General features: G+C 70.8%; 14 protein-coding genes. 5 read left to right on the forward strand and 9 right to left on the reverse strand.

Annotated features, from left to right (window positions below; genetic code table 11):
* Positions 1-19 precede the first annotated feature (19 nt).
* Positions 20-751 carry an NDP-sugar synthase gene (locus tag ACGFNV_RS14290; protein WP_393622277.1) on the forward strand — a complete coding sequence of 244 codons (732 nt, stop codon included), beginning with the start codon at positions 20-22 and terminating at the stop codon, positions 749-751.
* A 130-nt stretch (positions 752-881) separates the two neighbouring features.
* Here ACGFNV_RS14290 and ACGFNV_RS14295 read toward each other — a convergent pair whose 3' ends face one another.
* The 6 genes from ACGFNV_RS14295 to ACGFNV_RS14320 all read right to left on the reverse strand — a co-directional run bounded on the left by ACGFNV_RS14295 (position 882) and on the right by ACGFNV_RS14320 (position 7281).
* Positions 882-2543 carry a DoxX family membrane protein gene (locus ACGFNV_RS14295; RefSeq protein ID WP_393622278.1) on the reverse strand — a complete coding sequence of 554 codons (1662 nt, stop codon included), beginning with the start codon at positions 2541-2543 and terminating at the stop codon, positions 882-884.
* A 117-nt stretch (positions 2544-2660) separates the two neighbouring features.
* Positions 2661-3602, reverse strand: a complete 942-nt coding sequence (gene rlmB, locus ACGFNV_RS14300) for a 23S rRNA (guanosine(2251)-2'-O)-methyltransferase RlmB (RefSeq protein WP_393622280.1) — start codon at positions 3600-3602, stop codon at positions 2661-2663.
* 112 nt (positions 3603-3714) lie between these two features.
* Positions 3715-5115, reverse strand: a complete 1401-nt coding sequence (cysS, locus tag ACGFNV_RS14305) for a cysteine--tRNA ligase (protein WP_393622282.1) — start codon at positions 5113-5115, stop codon at positions 3715-3717.
* An 83-nt stretch (positions 5116-5198) separates the two neighbouring features.
* Entirely contained in the window at positions 5199-5708 is a 510-nt protein-coding gene (gene ispF, locus ACGFNV_RS14310; protein WP_393622284.1) for a 2-C-methyl-D-erythritol 2,4-cyclodiphosphate synthase, read from the reverse strand.
* Positions 5698-6513 (reverse strand): 2-C-methyl-D-erythritol 4-phosphate cytidylyltransferase, encoded by an 816-nt coding sequence (gene ispD, locus ACGFNV_RS14315; RefSeq protein ID WP_393622286.1) that lies wholly within the window; start codon positions 6511-6513, stop codon positions 5698-5700. Before ispD ends, ispF begins: the two co-directional genes overlap by 11 nt.
* Positions 6514-6798: 285 nt before the next feature.
* Positions 6799-7281 carry a CarD family transcriptional regulator gene (locus tag ACGFNV_RS14320; RefSeq protein ID WP_003953493.1) on the reverse strand — a complete coding sequence of 161 codons (483 nt, stop codon included), beginning with the start codon at positions 7279-7281 and terminating at the stop codon, positions 6799-6801.
* A 601-nt stretch (positions 7282-7882) separates the two neighbouring features.
* On the opposite strand from ACGFNV_RS14320, the gene ACGFNV_RS14325 reads away from it, so the two are divergent.
* The gene (locus ACGFNV_RS14325; protein ID WP_393622288.1) at positions 7883-8563 is read left to right on the forward strand and encodes a DUF461 domain-containing protein; all 681 of its coding nucleotides are present in this window, start codon (positions 7883-7885) and stop codon (positions 8561-8563) included.
* 157 nt (positions 8564-8720) lie between these two features.
* Here ACGFNV_RS14325 and ACGFNV_RS14330 read toward each other — a convergent pair whose 3' ends face one another.
* Positions 8721-9401, reverse strand: coding sequence for a response regulator transcription factor (locus tag ACGFNV_RS14330; RefSeq protein ID WP_015659563.1), 681 nt, complete (start codon positions 9399-9401; stop codon positions 8721-8723).
* Positions 9398-10810: a sensor histidine kinase gene (locus ACGFNV_RS14335; protein ID WP_393622289.1), complete on the reverse strand. Its 1413-nt coding sequence runs from the start codon at positions 10808-10810 to the stop codon at positions 9398-9400. The genes ACGFNV_RS14330 and ACGFNV_RS14335 overlap by 4 nt, the downstream gene beginning before the upstream one ends.
* Positions 10811-11034: 224 nt before the next feature.
* Here ACGFNV_RS14335 and phoU point away from each other — a divergent pair, with 224 nt between their 5' ends.
* The gene (gene phoU, locus ACGFNV_RS14340; protein ID WP_393622291.1) at positions 11035-11736 is read left to right on the forward strand and encodes a phosphate signaling complex protein PhoU; all 702 of its coding nucleotides are present in this window, start codon (positions 11035-11037) and stop codon (positions 11734-11736) included.
* Between the two features lie 134 nt (positions 11737-11870).
* Entirely contained in the window at positions 11871-12026 is a 156-nt protein-coding gene (locus ACGFNV_RS14345; protein ID WP_393622293.1) for a hypothetical protein, read from the forward strand.
* Positions 12027-12122: 96 nt separating this feature from the next.
* On the opposite strand, the gene ACGFNV_RS14350 is transcribed toward ACGFNV_RS14345, so the two are convergent.
* Positions 12123-12509, reverse strand: coding sequence for a VOC family protein (locus tag ACGFNV_RS14350; RefSeq protein ID WP_393622295.1), 387 nt, complete (start codon positions 12507-12509; stop codon positions 12123-12125).
* A gap of 357 nt (positions 12510-12866) precedes the next feature.
* Between ACGFNV_RS14350 and ACGFNV_RS14355 the strand changes: the two genes are divergently transcribed.
* On the forward strand, positions 12867-13460 hold the full coding sequence (locus ACGFNV_RS14355) for a hypothetical protein (RefSeq protein WP_393622297.1): 594 nt from the start codon (positions 12867-12869) through the stop codon (positions 13458-13460).

Raw genomic sequence — 13460 nt, forward strand, 5'->3', positions numbered from 1 at the left:
CGCCGCGTACAGTGCGGTCATGACTGATCCGCACGTGGCGTCCCGCCCCACGCAAGCCGTGATCCTGGCCGGTGGCCAGGGGTCGCGGCTGCGTCCCTACACCGACGACCGGCCCAAGCCGATGGTCGAGATCCCCGGTACGGGGACGCCGATCATCGGTCATCAGATCACCTGGCTCGCCGAGGAGGGCGTGACCGATGTGGTGGTCTCGTGCGGTCATCTCGCCGATGTTCTGCAGAAGTGGCTCGATGCGGCCGAGTTGCCGGTGTCGGTGTCGACGGTGGTCGAGACGGAGCCGCTGGGCCGTGGCGGTGGTCTGAAGTACGCGGCCGGGCATCTTCCCCATCCGGACCGGCCCTGGTACGCCACGAACGGCGACATCTGGACGCGTTTCTCGCTGCGCGAGATGGCGGACTTCCACACCGAGCGCGACGCGGTCGCGACGCTGGCGTTGGCGCGGCCGCGCATTCCGTGGGGTGCGGTGAAGACGGACGGGTTCGGTCACATCACGGACTTCATCGAGGCGCCGCCGTCGACGTTCGAGATCAACGCGGGTGTGTACGTCTTCTCTCCCGAGTTCTCGGGGCTTCTGCCGGAGCGCGGGGACCATGAGCGGACGACGTTTCCGCATCTGGCCCGTGAGCGGCGCCTGGCCGGCTTTCCGCTTCCGCAGGGTGCTTATTGGCGTGCCATCGACACGGCGAAGGATTTGACGGAGGCGGCGAAGGAGTTGGCCGCGTTGGGGCGTTGAGAAGGCCCACCGGCCCCGTGGCCGCGTTGGTACGTCGAAGGGTCCCGCACATCGGTGTGCGGGACCCTTCGACGTGTGGGCCGGGGTGTTCAGCCGGCGGGCGTGCCCAGTGTGTCGCCCACCGGCCCGGTTACCCCAACAGGCCGCCCACGAGGCCGGACTGGCCCGAGGAGGAGTTGCCGCCGGAGCCGTTGGAGCCGCCGGAGGGTCCGCCGGTGGCGGTGCCGCCGGAGGTGGGGCCGGAGGTGGTGCTGGGGGCTTGGCCGGCGGGGGTGGTCTGCTGGGGCGGGGCCTGGCCGGTGGTGCCCTGGGTCGCGCTGGGGGTGCCGCCGGTGGTGGTGCCGGTGTCGCGGGTGGCGCCGGGGGTGGTGGCGGCGTCGGAGGGGGTGGAGCCGGTGGTGGCGCCCTGGGTGGGTGAGGTGGAGGCGGAGGGGCTCTGGTGCTGCTTGCGCTCGGCGGGGTCCTGCGGGAGCGGGGAGCCGGGCTGTTCGTTGCGGGGGGCCTCGCCGGGGCCGGGGACGACGACGCGGTCGGCGTCGCGGACGGCGCCGCCGAGGAGGGAGCCGACGAGGAGGGTCAGGCCGGTGACGACGGTGGTGACGAGGGCGCCGCGGCGCAGGACGTAACGGCGGAGTTCCCAGAGGTCGGAGTGGGGGCCGAGGCGGCGCCAGGCTCCGGCGGCGAGGCGGCCGTCGATGGAGTAGACGGGGGCACCGGCGATGATCAGGGGGGACCAGGCGGCGAGGTAGATGAAGTCGGGGGTTTCGTAGACCGGGGCGGTCTTCCAGCTGACGGTGACGATGAGGGCGGCGGAGAGGAGGGCTCCGCCGGCGGCGGCGACGCGTTGCCAGCAGCCGAGGACGGTGAGGACGCCGACGATGACCTGGAGGAAGGCGAGGACGAGTCCCGAGCCGACGGGGTGGTGAAGGGCGAACTGGCGGAGGGGCTCGGCGACTTCCCAGGGGTGGAGGGTGTTGAGCCACTTCACCATGGAGCCGCGTTCGCCGCCGTCGAAGTAGACGGGGTCGCACAGTTTGCTCATGCCGGCGTAGATGGAGATGAAGCCGAGCAGGACGCGCAGGGGGAGCAGGACCACGCCGAGGTTCATGCGGCGGCCGGGGTAGTAGGCGTGCCGGGCGGGGTCGTCGCTGTGGCGTCTGCCGTGCGGCCGGGGGCGGGTGTCCGCCTCGTCGGTTTCCTCGGGGGTGTCGAACCGCGGGGTGGTGTAGGCGGGTTCGTGGTAGGCGCCGCCCGCGGTGCGCATGTTCGGCAGGAGCGAGGTGTCGCCGGAGCCGTAGGTGCGCTGGGCACCGACGACGGGGGTTTCGACGGTCTGGTCGAGGTCGGCGTAGCCGTCGTCGGGGTAGCCGTTGTGGGTGTCGACGCGGGGGATGACCTGGGTGGCTCCGGCGTCGGTGGTGGGTTGGTCGTGGCCGACGCTGCCGGCCCGCACGGCTTGGAGCAGCCGGTGGGCGCCGGTGTCGTCGGGAGCTGACCTGCCGCTCCAGACGACGGGTCGGCGGCGTGTGCTGTCGCCCGCGCCCGCTCTGCTCGTCGTGCCGACGACGGGCATGCGGGCGGTGTCCTGGGTGGCGCTCAGGTGCCGTGCGATCCGCTGGGACGGTCCGCCGCGCCGGGTCGATGCGCCCAGCTGCACGCGAAAGCTCGCGTGGTTGACGATGACCTGCGCCGGATCGCTCGGCACCTTCACCATGCTCAGCGCGGGAGCGTCGTCGTATCCCGACGAGCGGTCCCCCGTGGGTGTGCGGGGTGTTCTGGTGTCCACACTCATCTAACCGAGTGACGTGTCGTTAGGACACTGTCTTGACTCGGCGGATCTGTCCGGACCCCGTCAAGGTTGCCCTCCTCGCCGGAATTGACCCGTTCCGGTGAATCCGCGGACGTGTGTTCAGGCCCGCCGACGTGCCGCTTCGTACAGCACGATGCCTGCCGCCACGCCCGCGTTGAGGGACTCGGCGCCGCCGGGCATGGGGATGCGGACGCGGACGTCGCAGGTTTCGCCGACGAGGCGGGAGAGGCCCTTGCCCTCGCTGCCGACGACGATGACGACGGGGCCCTCCAGGGCTTCCACGTCGCCGAGTTCGGCCTCTCCGTCGGCGGCGAGGCCGACGACGGTGACGCCTGCCTTCTGGTAGGCCTCCAGGGCGCGCGTGAGGTTGGTGGCGCGGGCGACGGGCGTACGGGCGGCCGTGCCGGCGGAGGTCTTCCAGGCGCCGGCGGTCATGCCGGCCGCGCGCCGCTCGGGGACGACGACGCCGTGGCCGCCGAAGGCGGAGACGGAGCGGACGACGGCGCCGAGGTTGCGCGGGTCGGTCACACCGTCGAGGGCGACGATGAGCGCGTCGGCGCCCTCGTCGTGGGCGGCGTCGAGGAGGTCCTCGGGGTGGGCGTACTCGTAGGGCGGGACCTGGAGGACGAGGCCCTGGTGGTTCAGGCCGTTGGTCATGCGGTCGAGCTCGGGGCGGGGGGCCTCCATGAGGTTGATGCCGCCGCGCTCGGCCGCGAGCTGGAGTGCCTCGCGGACGCGCTCGTCGTTGTCGATGAACTGCTGGACGTAGAGCGTGGAGGCGGGTACGCCCTCGCGCAGGGCCTCGACGACGGGGTTGCGGCCGACGACGAGTTCGGAGGTGGACCTGCCGCCCCGGCCGCGGGGGGCGGGGCGTCGGGCGGTCTGCTTCGCCTTGGCGGTGGCGACGCGGTTCTTCTTGTGTCCCTTGCGCATCTCGGCGGGGGGCGTGGGGCCCTTGCCCTCGAGGCCTCGGCGTCGCTGGCCGCCACTGCCGACCTGCGCGCCCTTCTTGCCGGACATGCGACGGTTGTTCGCGGCCATGACCTACCTGTCTCTGTGGTGCGTCGGATACGTACGTCTGTGAAGTGTGCTCTATGCAGTGTGCCGCCCGGCTGCCCGGGCGGCACAATCGATCAAGGGGCCGGGCCCGTGCTCAGCGTGGGCCGAGGCTCCATCGGGGTCCCTGGGGGCTGTCCTCGATGACGAGTCCCGACTGGTTGAGCTGGTCGCGGATGGCGTCCGCGGTGGCCCAGTCCTTGCGGGTGCGGGCGGCCTCGCGCTGGTCGAGGACCAGGCGTACGAGGCTGTCGACGACGCCGTGAAGGTCGTCGCCGCGGTCGGTCTCGCCGGCCCAGTGCGGGTCGAGGGGGTCGAGTCCGAGGACGCCGAGCATGGCGCGCACCTCGGCGAGGCGGGCGACGGCGGCTTCCTTGTCGTCGGCGGCGAGGGCGGAGTTGCCCTGTCGGACGGTGGTGTGGACGACGGCGAGGGCCTGGGGGACGCCGAGGTCGTCGTCCATGGCGTCGGCGAAGGCGGGCGGTACTTCGGCGGCGGGTTCGACGACTCCCCCGGCCTTCTCGACGACGCGCTGCACGAAGCCCTCGATGCGGGCGAACGCGGACTCCGCCTCGCGCAGGGCTTCCTCGCTGTACTCGATCATGGAGCGGTAGTGCGGGGTGCCGAGGTAGTAGCGCAGGACGATGGGCCGCCACTGCTTGACCATCTCCGACACGAGCACCGAGTTGCCGAGCGACTTGGACATCTTCTCGCCGCTCATGGTGACCCACGCGTTGTGCACCCAGTACTGGGCGAAGTCGTCGCCGTAGGCCTTGGCCTGGGCGATCTCGTTCTCGTGGTGGGGGAAGATCAGGTCGAGTCCGCCGCCGTGGATGTCGAAGGCGGTGCCGAGGTACTTGTGGGCCATGGCGGAGCACTCGAGGTGCCAGCCGGGCCGGCCCCTGCCCCACGGCGTCTCCCAGCTCGGCTCGCCGGGCTTGGTGGCCTTCCACATGGCGAAGTCGCGGGGGTCGCGCTTGCCGGTCTCGCCCTCGCCGGAGGGCTGGAGGAGGTTGTCGAGCTCCTGGTTGGACAGGCGCAGGTACTCCGGGAAGGAGCGCACGTCGAAGTAGACGTTGCCGTCGGCCTCGTAGGCGTGTCCGCGCTCGATGAGGCCGCGCATCATCTCGATCATCTCGGGGACGTGCCCGGTGGCGCGGGGTTCGTACGTCGGGGGCAGGCAGCCCAGTGCCTGGTAACCGTCGTTGAAGGCGCGCTCGTTGTCGTAGCCGATGGCCCACCAGGGGCGGCCCTGGTCGGCGGACTTGGCGATGATCTTGTCGTCGATGTCGGTGACGTTGCGGACGAACGTCACGTCGTAGCCGCGGTGGGCGAACCATCGGCGCATGATGTCGAAGTTGAGGCCCGAGCGGATGTGCCCGATGTGCGGTGCCGCCTGCACGGTGGCGCCACAGAGGTAGATCGAGACGCAACCCGGCTTGAGCGGGGTGAAGTCACGGATCTGCCGGGCGCTGGTGTCGTACAGGCGAATAGTCACCACTCCAGAGTAGTGGGCCGGTAGGGATGCCTTACGTCGGTTCCGGCCAAGGGGCACGTTTTCGTGACCTGTGCGTGGTGGTCTTAGTCCGTACGGACCACCAGTGCGGTGGCGACGGCCATGAGGCCCTCGCCGCGGCCGGGGAATCCGAGGCCGTCGGTGGTGGCGCCGGAGACGGACACGGGGGCGCCCGCGGCCTCGGTGAGGATCTTCTGGGCCTCGTCGCGGCGCTTGCCGATCTTCGGGCGGGGCCCGACGACCTGGACGGCGATGTTCCCGATGCGGAATCCGGCCGCGCGGACGATGCGGGCGGCCTCCGTCAGCAGCGTGACGCCGGAGGCGCCGGACCACTCGGGCCGTCCGGTGCCGAAGTGCTGTCCCAGGTCGCCGAGCCCGGCCGCGGAGAACAGCGCGTTGCAGGCGGCGTGCGCGACGACGTCGGCGTCGGAGTGCCCGGCGAGGCCGGGGCCCTCGCCCTCCCATTTCAGTCCGGCGCACCAGAGTTCGCGGCCGTCCTCGAAGGCGTGGATGTCGGTGCCGATGCCCACCTGGGGCAGCGGGAAGCCGGACGCCGAAGACGGTTCAGAAGCCATCGGTGAGCCTCCTGCGCGTCAGGACGGCCTCGGCGAGGACGAGGTCGAGGGGGCGCGTCACCTTGAAGGCCTCTTCGTGTCCCGGTACGACCACCACGCGCAGTCCGAGCCGTTCGACCATGCCGGCGTCGTCGGTGACGTCGTCGGTGACCGTCTCGTGGGCGTGGATCAGGGTCGCGCGGTCGAAGCCCTGGGGTGTCTGGACGGCGCGCAGCCGGGCTCGTTCGGGGGTGGCGACGACCGGTTCGGGGTCGCCGGCGACGCCGGCGGGCTCGACTTCCTTGACGGTGTCGGCGAGGGGCAGCGCGGGGACGACGGCCTGGGCGCCGTCGCGTACGGCCTCGATCACGGTGTCGACGGTGTCGACGGGGACGAGGGGGCGGGCGGCGTCGTGGACGAGCACGATGTCGTAGTCGGGGGGCAGCGCGTCGAGGCCGAGTTTCACGGATTCCTGGCGGGTGTCGCCGCCGGGGACGACGAGGAAGTCGGTGCGCTCGGGCAGGGCGTGTGCGTCGAGCAGGCTCTTGACCTCGGCGGCGCCCTCGGGCGGGGCGACGACGACCACGAGGGAGACGGCCCGGGAGGCGGCCATCGCGCGGACCGCGTGCACGAGCATGGGGGTGCCGTTCAGCGCGCGCAGCGCTTTGGGGGCGCCCGGGCCGAGCCGTACGCCCCGGCCGGCGGCCGGGATCACCGCGGCGGCGCGGGCGGTCGTACGGGCCGCCTGGCCGGTGCTCGTACGGGCTGCCGCGCCGGTGCCCGTGGGGGCTGCTTGCGCGGGCGAAGGTCGCGAATCGTCAGACATCGGTTCCTGTCAGGTTTGTGTGCTCGGCCTGGTTGGGTATGGCCTGGGCGTACCCCGCGCTTGCCAGGCTCGGGGAAGTGCCGGGCGCGACGCCTTGACCGGACCCTTCCGTGACACCGGTCGAGTGAGCCGCCCGGGCCCGGCACGTCAAGTATCGGGGGCCCACCTCGGCGCACGGCATCTGAGCGCGAACATGCCGCAGCGCCCGGCGACAGAAAATACGTCATCGGGCACCGCGGCATTTCGATGTGCTGAGTGCTGAGCAGAGGCTGGCTTGCGCCTGCGTCAGGAGGCGAGGACCTCGTCGAGCAGCGCCTCGGCCTTGTCCTCGTTGGTGTTCTCCGCGAGGGCGAGCTCGCTCACCAGGATCTGGCGGGCCTTGGCGAGCATGCGCTTCTCACCCGCGGAAAGTCCGCGCTCGCGCTCACGACGCCACAGGTCACGTACGACTTCCGCGACCTTGATGACATCGCCGGAGGCGAGCTTCTCGAGATTTGCCTTGTAGCGACGGGACCAGTTCGTGGGCTCCTCGGCGTACGGCGCGCGCAGCACCTCGAAGACCCGGTCCAGCCCGTCCTGACCGACCACATCACGCACGCCGACGAACTCCGCATTGTCCGCTGGCACACGCACTGTCAGGTCACCCTGGGCGACCTTCAGCACCAAGTAGGTCTTGTCCACGCCTTTGATCTGGCGAGTTTCGATAGCCTCGATCAGCGCGGCCCCGTGATGGGGATAGACCACGGTGTCGCCAACCTTGAACGTCATGTGACAGGTACCCCTTCCGTGGCTATCCAGGGTAACACGGATACGGCGTCTACTGAATGGCGTTTTCGCAGGTCAGGGCATATCTCGGGGCTTGACAACAGCAACATGGACGTGCTGCGAGCGGCGATCGGAAGCAGGTATTCGCAGGTGAGAGGTACTGTCCGGCGGAGGTGAAACGCGTACGTTACACACATCCGAAGACTCCTCCAGGCGGCCGAACATCCCCAAATGTCCGGTTCCAAGTGCTCGACTTCCGCTACTCCGTTCGGTGCGCGGAGTGGGATACGAGACGAATCAAGAATTGATCACGATCGCTCGGTGATCAATTCTTCGGGTGATCACGCATTCGTTCACGGAAGATTTGCAAGCCGGGGCCTTATGACAATGTCGGCCGTCCGAGTGATCAAAGTGACTCGTGGGTCACTTGTGACCCGTGGCGCGGGTCGGAGAACCACCTGCGGGAGGGAAGCCGACGGCTCGGGGGGAGGGTCGGGTGCGGCGGCGCGAGGGCGGCTCGGTAACCTAAGGGCCGCTGACTGACCCTTAGGGCTGCTTTACGCAGACGAAGCCGCCCCCGTGCGTTCAAGGAGTTGCCGCCGCCGTGAGCAGCAGCCTTCGACGCGGCGCCCTCGCCGCGTCCGCCATCGCTTTCTCGATCGCCTCGCTCGCCGCCTGCGGCGCCGGCAACAACTCCCAGACGCTGGAGATCAAGCCGGACAACGCGGCCACCAGCGTCGGCGACATCAAGATCCAGAACGCGGTCGTCATCACCCAGTCCGAGCAGGAGGCGACCGGCCCCGCCGCGATCTCCGCCACCGTGTTCAACAGCGGCAGCACCGCGCAGACGCTGGACTCGATCACCGTGGCCGGTGTCGACAAGCCCGTCGAGATCAAGCCCCCCAAGGGCGACGGCAAGCTCAGCATCCCGGCCGGCGGCTCGGTCGTCATCGGCGGCGCGAACAACGCCTCCGCCGTGGTGGCGGGCATCGGTGAGGCCGTCGCGGACGGCAACGCCCAGAAGGTCACCTTCACCTTCAGCAAGACCGGGGACGTGAGCCTGCGCGCCTTCGTCGTCCCGTCCGACAGCTACTTCTCCAAGTGGGGCCCGAGCGGGGTCCCGTCGGCTCCGGCGGGCGCCTCCGCGTCGCCCTCGGGCTCGCCCTCCTCCAGCGGCTCCCCCGCGGCCGGCGGCTCGCCCTCACCGAGCGGCTCCCCGTCCGGCTCCCCCTCCGGGTCCGCGTCCCCGAACGCCTCGGCTTCGGAGTCGGCGGCGGGCCACTGAGCGGCCGCACACACGCACAAGGGCGGGACCTCTTCGGAGGTCCCGCCCTTGCTTCGTATGCGCGCGGTGCGGCTACGGCGTACGGCCTGCCGGTCTACGGCGTACGGCCTGCCGGCTCATGGCGTGCGTACGGCATGCCGGCTCATGGCCCGTCGGCTTACGGCTCGAACTTGTAGCCGAGCCCACGCACGGTCACGAGGTACCGCGGTGCGCCCGGGTCGGGCTCGATCTTCGCGCGGAGGCGCTTGACGTGGACGTCGAGGGTCTTGGTGTCGCCGACGTAGTCGGCGCCCCAGACGCGGTCGATGAGCTGCATGCGGGTGAGGACGCGGCCGGCGTTGCGCAGCAGCATCTCCAGGAGGTCGAACTCCTTGAGGGGGAGGTCGACCTTGGAGCCGGAGACCGTCACGACGTGTCTGTCGACGTCCATGCGGACCGGGCCCGCCTCGAGGGCGGCCGGGGTGACCTCCTCGGGCTCGCCGCGGCGGCGCAGCACGGCGCGGATACGGGCGACCAGTTCCCGCGAGGAGAACGGCTTGGTGACGTAGTCGTCGGCCCCTATTTCCAGGCCGACGACCTTGTCGATCTCGCTGTCCTTGGCGGTCACCATGATCACGGGGACGTTGGAGCGGCCGCGCAGCTGGCGGCAGACCTCCGTACCGGGCAGCCCCGGCAGCATCAGGTCGAGGAGGACGAGGTCGGCGCCGTTGCGCTCGAACTCGTCGAGTCCGTCGGGGCCCGTGGTCGCGACGGCGACCTCGAAGCCCTCCTTGCGGAGCATGTACGACAGGGCGTCGGAGAAGGACTCCTCGTCCTCGACGACGAGCACACGGGTCACGGATGGACCTCCGGGGCGGAAAGCGTTTCGTACGCGGTTGAGTCGGGGGGTGAGTCGTGGGACTGGGACCGGGACGGTTCGCGGGACGACGCGGCGGACCGCCCGGCCTCGATGTCCCCGGTGTCCCGGGTGTCCTCGTCGTAGTCGTCGTTGTCGGCGTCGAGGTCGGGGTGCTGCTGGGCCCGGTCGCGGGTGGCGCCCGCCTCCGGCAGCCGCAGGGTGAACGTGGAGCCCTGTCCCTCCGAGCTCCACACCGTGACCTCCCCGCCGTGCGAGGCGGCCACGTGCTTGACGATCGCCAGCCCGAGGCCCGTACCGCCGGTGGCGCGGGAGCGGGCCGGGTCGACGCGGTAGAAGCGCTCGAAGATGCGGTCCTTGTCCTTGTCGGAGATGCCGATGCCCTGGTCGGTGACCGCGATCTCGATCAGGTCGCCGCCGGGCGTGGGCACCCTGCGGGCCGCTATGCCGACGCGGGTGCGGGCGGGCGAGTAGTTGACGGCGTTCTCGACGAGGTTGCCGAGGGCTGCGGCCAGCTGGCCGCGGTGCCCCCACACGTGCAGCTCGCCGGGGCCCGTGAAGGTTCCGTCGTCGCCCTCGGCCGAGGGCGCGGCGGGCGGGGCGTACGACGCGGGCCCGACCGAGGCGGCCATGGTGATCTGCTTGGTGCCCGCCGCGTGGCGGCAGCGGTCGATGGCCTCGGCGACCAGTTCGTCCACGCGCACCGGCTCGGCGTCCTCGAGGGGGTCGTCGTTCTGGACCCGGGAGAGGTCGATGAGCTCCTGCACGAGGCTGGTCAGGCGGGTGGCCTCGATCTGCATGCGTCCGGCGAAGCGCTCCACGGCCTCCGGGTCGTCGGAGGCGTCCATGACGGCCTCGGACAGGAGGGAGAGCGCGCCGACGGGGGTCTTCAGTTCGTGGCTGACGTTGGCGACGAAGTCGCGCCGTACCGCCTCGATGCGCCGGGCCTCGGTGAGGTCCTCGACCAGCAGGAGGACCAGCCGGGAGCCGAGCGGCGCCACCCGCGCGGAGACGGCGAGGGCCTCGCCCCGCCCGGTGCCGCGCCGGGGCAGATCCAGCTCGACCTGGCGTATCTCGCCGTCGCGCCGGGTGTCGCGGGCCATCTGGAGCATGGGGTCCACGGAGAGCTTGCCGCCGCGGACCAGTCCGAGGGCGTACGCGGCCGAGCTGGCCTTGACGACGGCGTCGGCCTCGTCGAGGACGACGGCCGAGGAGCGCAGCACCGACAGGACGGTGTCCACGCCCGGCGGAAGTACCGGGTCCGTGTGCAGGGAGGTACGCGTCGGACGCGCCTGCTCCCGCTCGCTCCAGCGGAACGCCAGCATGGCGATCACGCCGGTGAGCACCCCGGCGATCGCTGCCGCTGCGGCGACCGCCGCGTTCACGTCCATGCACCCAGGTTAGGCATGGGATACCGCCCGGCCACAGCCATCCGACTGCGACCTCGAACACTCGTCGCCCAGAGTTCACCTTGGAGCCAGGAATGGTTCATTTGGGGTGGCGGAAACAGACGCGTACGGGCCAGAACGTGGGAGCGTGGGGTTCGCACCGCCGGTTTCGCGCCGGAGCCCCGGCCCCCGGAACCCCCGAAGCACACGTACGAGAGGGAACCCTGATGCGGGACGCGTACCACGAGGAACTGGATTCGATCGGCGACGGTCTGGTGGAGATGGCCCGGCTGGTGGGATCGGCCATCGGGCGCGCCACGACGTCCATCCTCGACTCCGACCTGAAGCTGGCCGAGTCGGTCATCGAGGGCGACAAGAAGGTCGACGACCTGCAGCACGACCTGGAGGCGCGGGCGATAGCGCTGCTGGCCCGGCAGCAGCCCGTGGCGACGGACCTGCGGATCGTGGTCACCTCGCTGCGCATGTCGGCGGACCTCGAGCGTTCGGGCGACCTGGCCCAGCACGTGGCGAAGCTGGCGCGGCTGCGTTTCCCCGAGCGGGCGATCCCGCACGACCTGCACGCGACCATCCTGGAGATGGGCCAGCTCGCGCAGCGCCTGATGGCGAAGGCGGCGGAGGTCATCATCACGAAGGACGTCGATCTGGCGCTCCAGCTGGAATCGGACGACGACGCGATGGACCTTCTGCACCGCACGCTGTTCCAGCACCTGATGGACGACCGCTGGAAGCACGGCATCGAGACCGCCGTCGACGTGACGCTGCTCGGCCGCTACTACGAGCGGTTCGCCGACCACGCGGTGGCGGTCGCCAAGCGTGTGGTGTTCCTGGTGACGGGTGAGCACGCGGACGAGCTGCAGCCGGACGTCCAGCCGGAGATCCAGCCGGTGGCGGGAGCGGAGGGAGCGTAAGGGGTCCCAAGGGGGTGAAGGTGGCTGTTCGGGGCGTGCGAGAGCCTCTGTGCGCCGTTGATGCGCCCAGCGTGGCGGGCGTCCAATGGGCACAGGCACCAGCCTCGGGGGTGCCGTCAGTCGAGGAGGGACCCATGGCCGATTCCCCCAGCACCACTCCCGACCCCACCCGGAACCGCCAGACCGAACAGCCGACCGGGACGAGGGCCCTGCCCCTGCTCGCGGCCTGCGGCTGCGGCTCGGGGTGCGGCTGCGGCTGCCAGTCCGGCAACCCGTGTCAGTGCGGGTGAGGCGGCAGCTCCCCTACGCGGGACGTGCGTAGGTCTCGTACGACGGTGAAGGGCCCCGGCGCGTCGGCCGGGGCCCTTCCTGCTGCCCTTCGAGTACTAGGGGCGGACGTACGGCCGGGTCATGATCTCCATGTTGTGCCCGTCGGGGTCGTCGAAGTACGCGCCCCTGCCGCCGAACAGCCGGTTGATCCGCCCGGGCTCGGTGTGGCCGGGATCGGCGTAGTAGGTGACGCCGAGGGCCTCCAGACGGCCGATCATCGCGTCGAAGTCGGTGTCGGGGACGAGGAACGCGTAGTGCTGAGCCTGGATCGGCTCGTCCCGCTTCTGGTAGTAGTCGAGGGTCACGCCGTTGCCGAGGTCGACGGGCAGGAACGGCCCGAACGGAGCGCCGACCCGCAGTCCGAGGATCGCGGCGACGAACTCGGCGGACAGGTGGCGGTCACTGGCGTAGACGGCGGTGTGGTTCAACTGGACGGAAGGCATGACGCTGGTATCTCCGGTGTGTGAGCTGCTGTTCGAACACGACACGACACGGAGAAAACGGCGGCCCTCGCGCCCGCCCCGCCCTCACACCAAGGCCGGGACCCCAACTCGTACATGGCCCAAGGCCGACCCGGCAGTCACCCGAGCGACGCTAGCCGCCGACAGGGGCGGGAGACAACGCGATTGTGCGACCTGAAGCGTGGGCCCGGCGCTCCGGTGTCACCCCGTGGGCGCATGCTCCGTCGGCCGGGCGGTGGAGGCAGGTTCAGCCCGCGGAGGGATTCGGGGTGATCCCTGGGGGTGCGAGTCTCATGACCGCACAGGCCGACCGTCAGCCCGCGAACCCAAGGACCGCGCATGGAGACGCTCCCGCACAGCAGAGAGACCTCGACCGCCGACGCCGGGCGATTACGCACCGCATGGCGGGCCGCCCACGAGCCGGCCGCCGGAGTGTCGCGGCGGATGCAACTGGTGGCCTACGCCGTGCCGTTGATGGTGCTGCCGTCCGGTGTCTGGCGGCTTCCGGCCGTGTTCGACGCCGGCACCGGGCCCGGTGAGAAGGTGTATGTGGTCCTGCTGTCGGTGGTCTCCGAGATGCTCGCGTTCACCGCGGTGGGGCTGGTCGCAGGTTGGGGTGAGGTGTTCCCCCGCTGGATGCCGTTCCTGGGAGGCCGCCGCGTCCCGACGAGGGCAGCGGTCGTCCCGGCGGCCATCGGCGCCACGGTCCTCACGCTCGGTACCCTCCTGACGCTCGTCACCCAGGTCATGGGCAACACGATCCGAGGCGACGACCTGCCCGCCAACTCCCCCAGTGAGGTGGGAGGCTGGGAGACCGTCTGGTTCTCCGTCTGTTACGCGCCGCTGCTCCTGTGGGGGCCGCTGCTGGCGGTACTGACCGTCGCGTACTGGAGGCGCCGCCGCGCGTCCCGGAACGTCCTCGCGGCGGCCTGA

It is taken from the genome of Streptomyces sp. NPDC048751 (assembly GCF_043198595.1).
Lineage (GTDB): Bacteria > Actinomycetota > Actinomycetes > Streptomycetales > Streptomycetaceae > Streptomyces.

Bases quoted from the DNA above. Each gene is read 5' to 3' on its own strand.
- ACGFNV_RS14290 (WP_393622277.1), top strand. From the start codon at position 20: ATGACTGATCCGCACGTGGCGTCCCGCCCCACGCAAGCCGTGATCCTG.
- ACGFNV_RS14295 (WP_393622278.1), bottom strand. From the start codon at position 2,543: ATGAGTGTGGACACCAGAACACCCCGCACACCCACGGGGGACCGCTCG.
- rlmB (WP_393622280.1), bottom strand. From the start codon at position 3,602: ATGGCCGCGAACAACCGTCGCATGTCCGGCAAGAAGGGCGCGCAGGTC.
- ispF (WP_393622284.1), bottom strand. From the start codon at position 5,708: ATGGCTTCTGAACCGTCTTCGGCGTCCGGCTTCCCGCTGCCCCAGGTG.
- ispD (WP_393622286.1), bottom strand. From the start codon at position 6,513: ATGTCTGACGATTCGCGACCTTCGCCCGCGCAAGCAGCCCCCACGGGC.
- ACGFNV_RS14320 (WP_003953493.1), bottom strand. From the start codon at position 7,281: ATGACGTTCAAGGTTGGCGACACCGTGGTCTATCCCCATCACGGGGCC.
- ACGFNV_RS14335 (WP_393622289.1), bottom strand. From the start codon at position 10,810: ATGGACGTGAACGCGGCGGTCGCCGCAGCGGCAGCGATCGCCGGGGTG.
- phoU (WP_393622291.1), top strand. From the start codon at position 11,035: ATGCGGGACGCGTACCACGAGGAACTGGATTCGATCGGCGACGGTCTG.
- ACGFNV_RS14345 (WP_393622293.1), top strand. From the start codon at position 11,871: ATGGCCGATTCCCCCAGCACCACTCCCGACCCCACCCGGAACCGCCAG.
- ACGFNV_RS14350 (WP_393622295.1), bottom strand. From the start codon at position 12,509: ATGCCTTCCGTCCAGTTGAACCACACCGCCGTCTACGCCAGTGACCGC.
- ACGFNV_RS14355 (WP_393622297.1), top strand. From the start codon at position 12,867: ATGGAGACGCTCCCGCACAGCAGAGAGACCTCGACCGCCGACGCCGGG.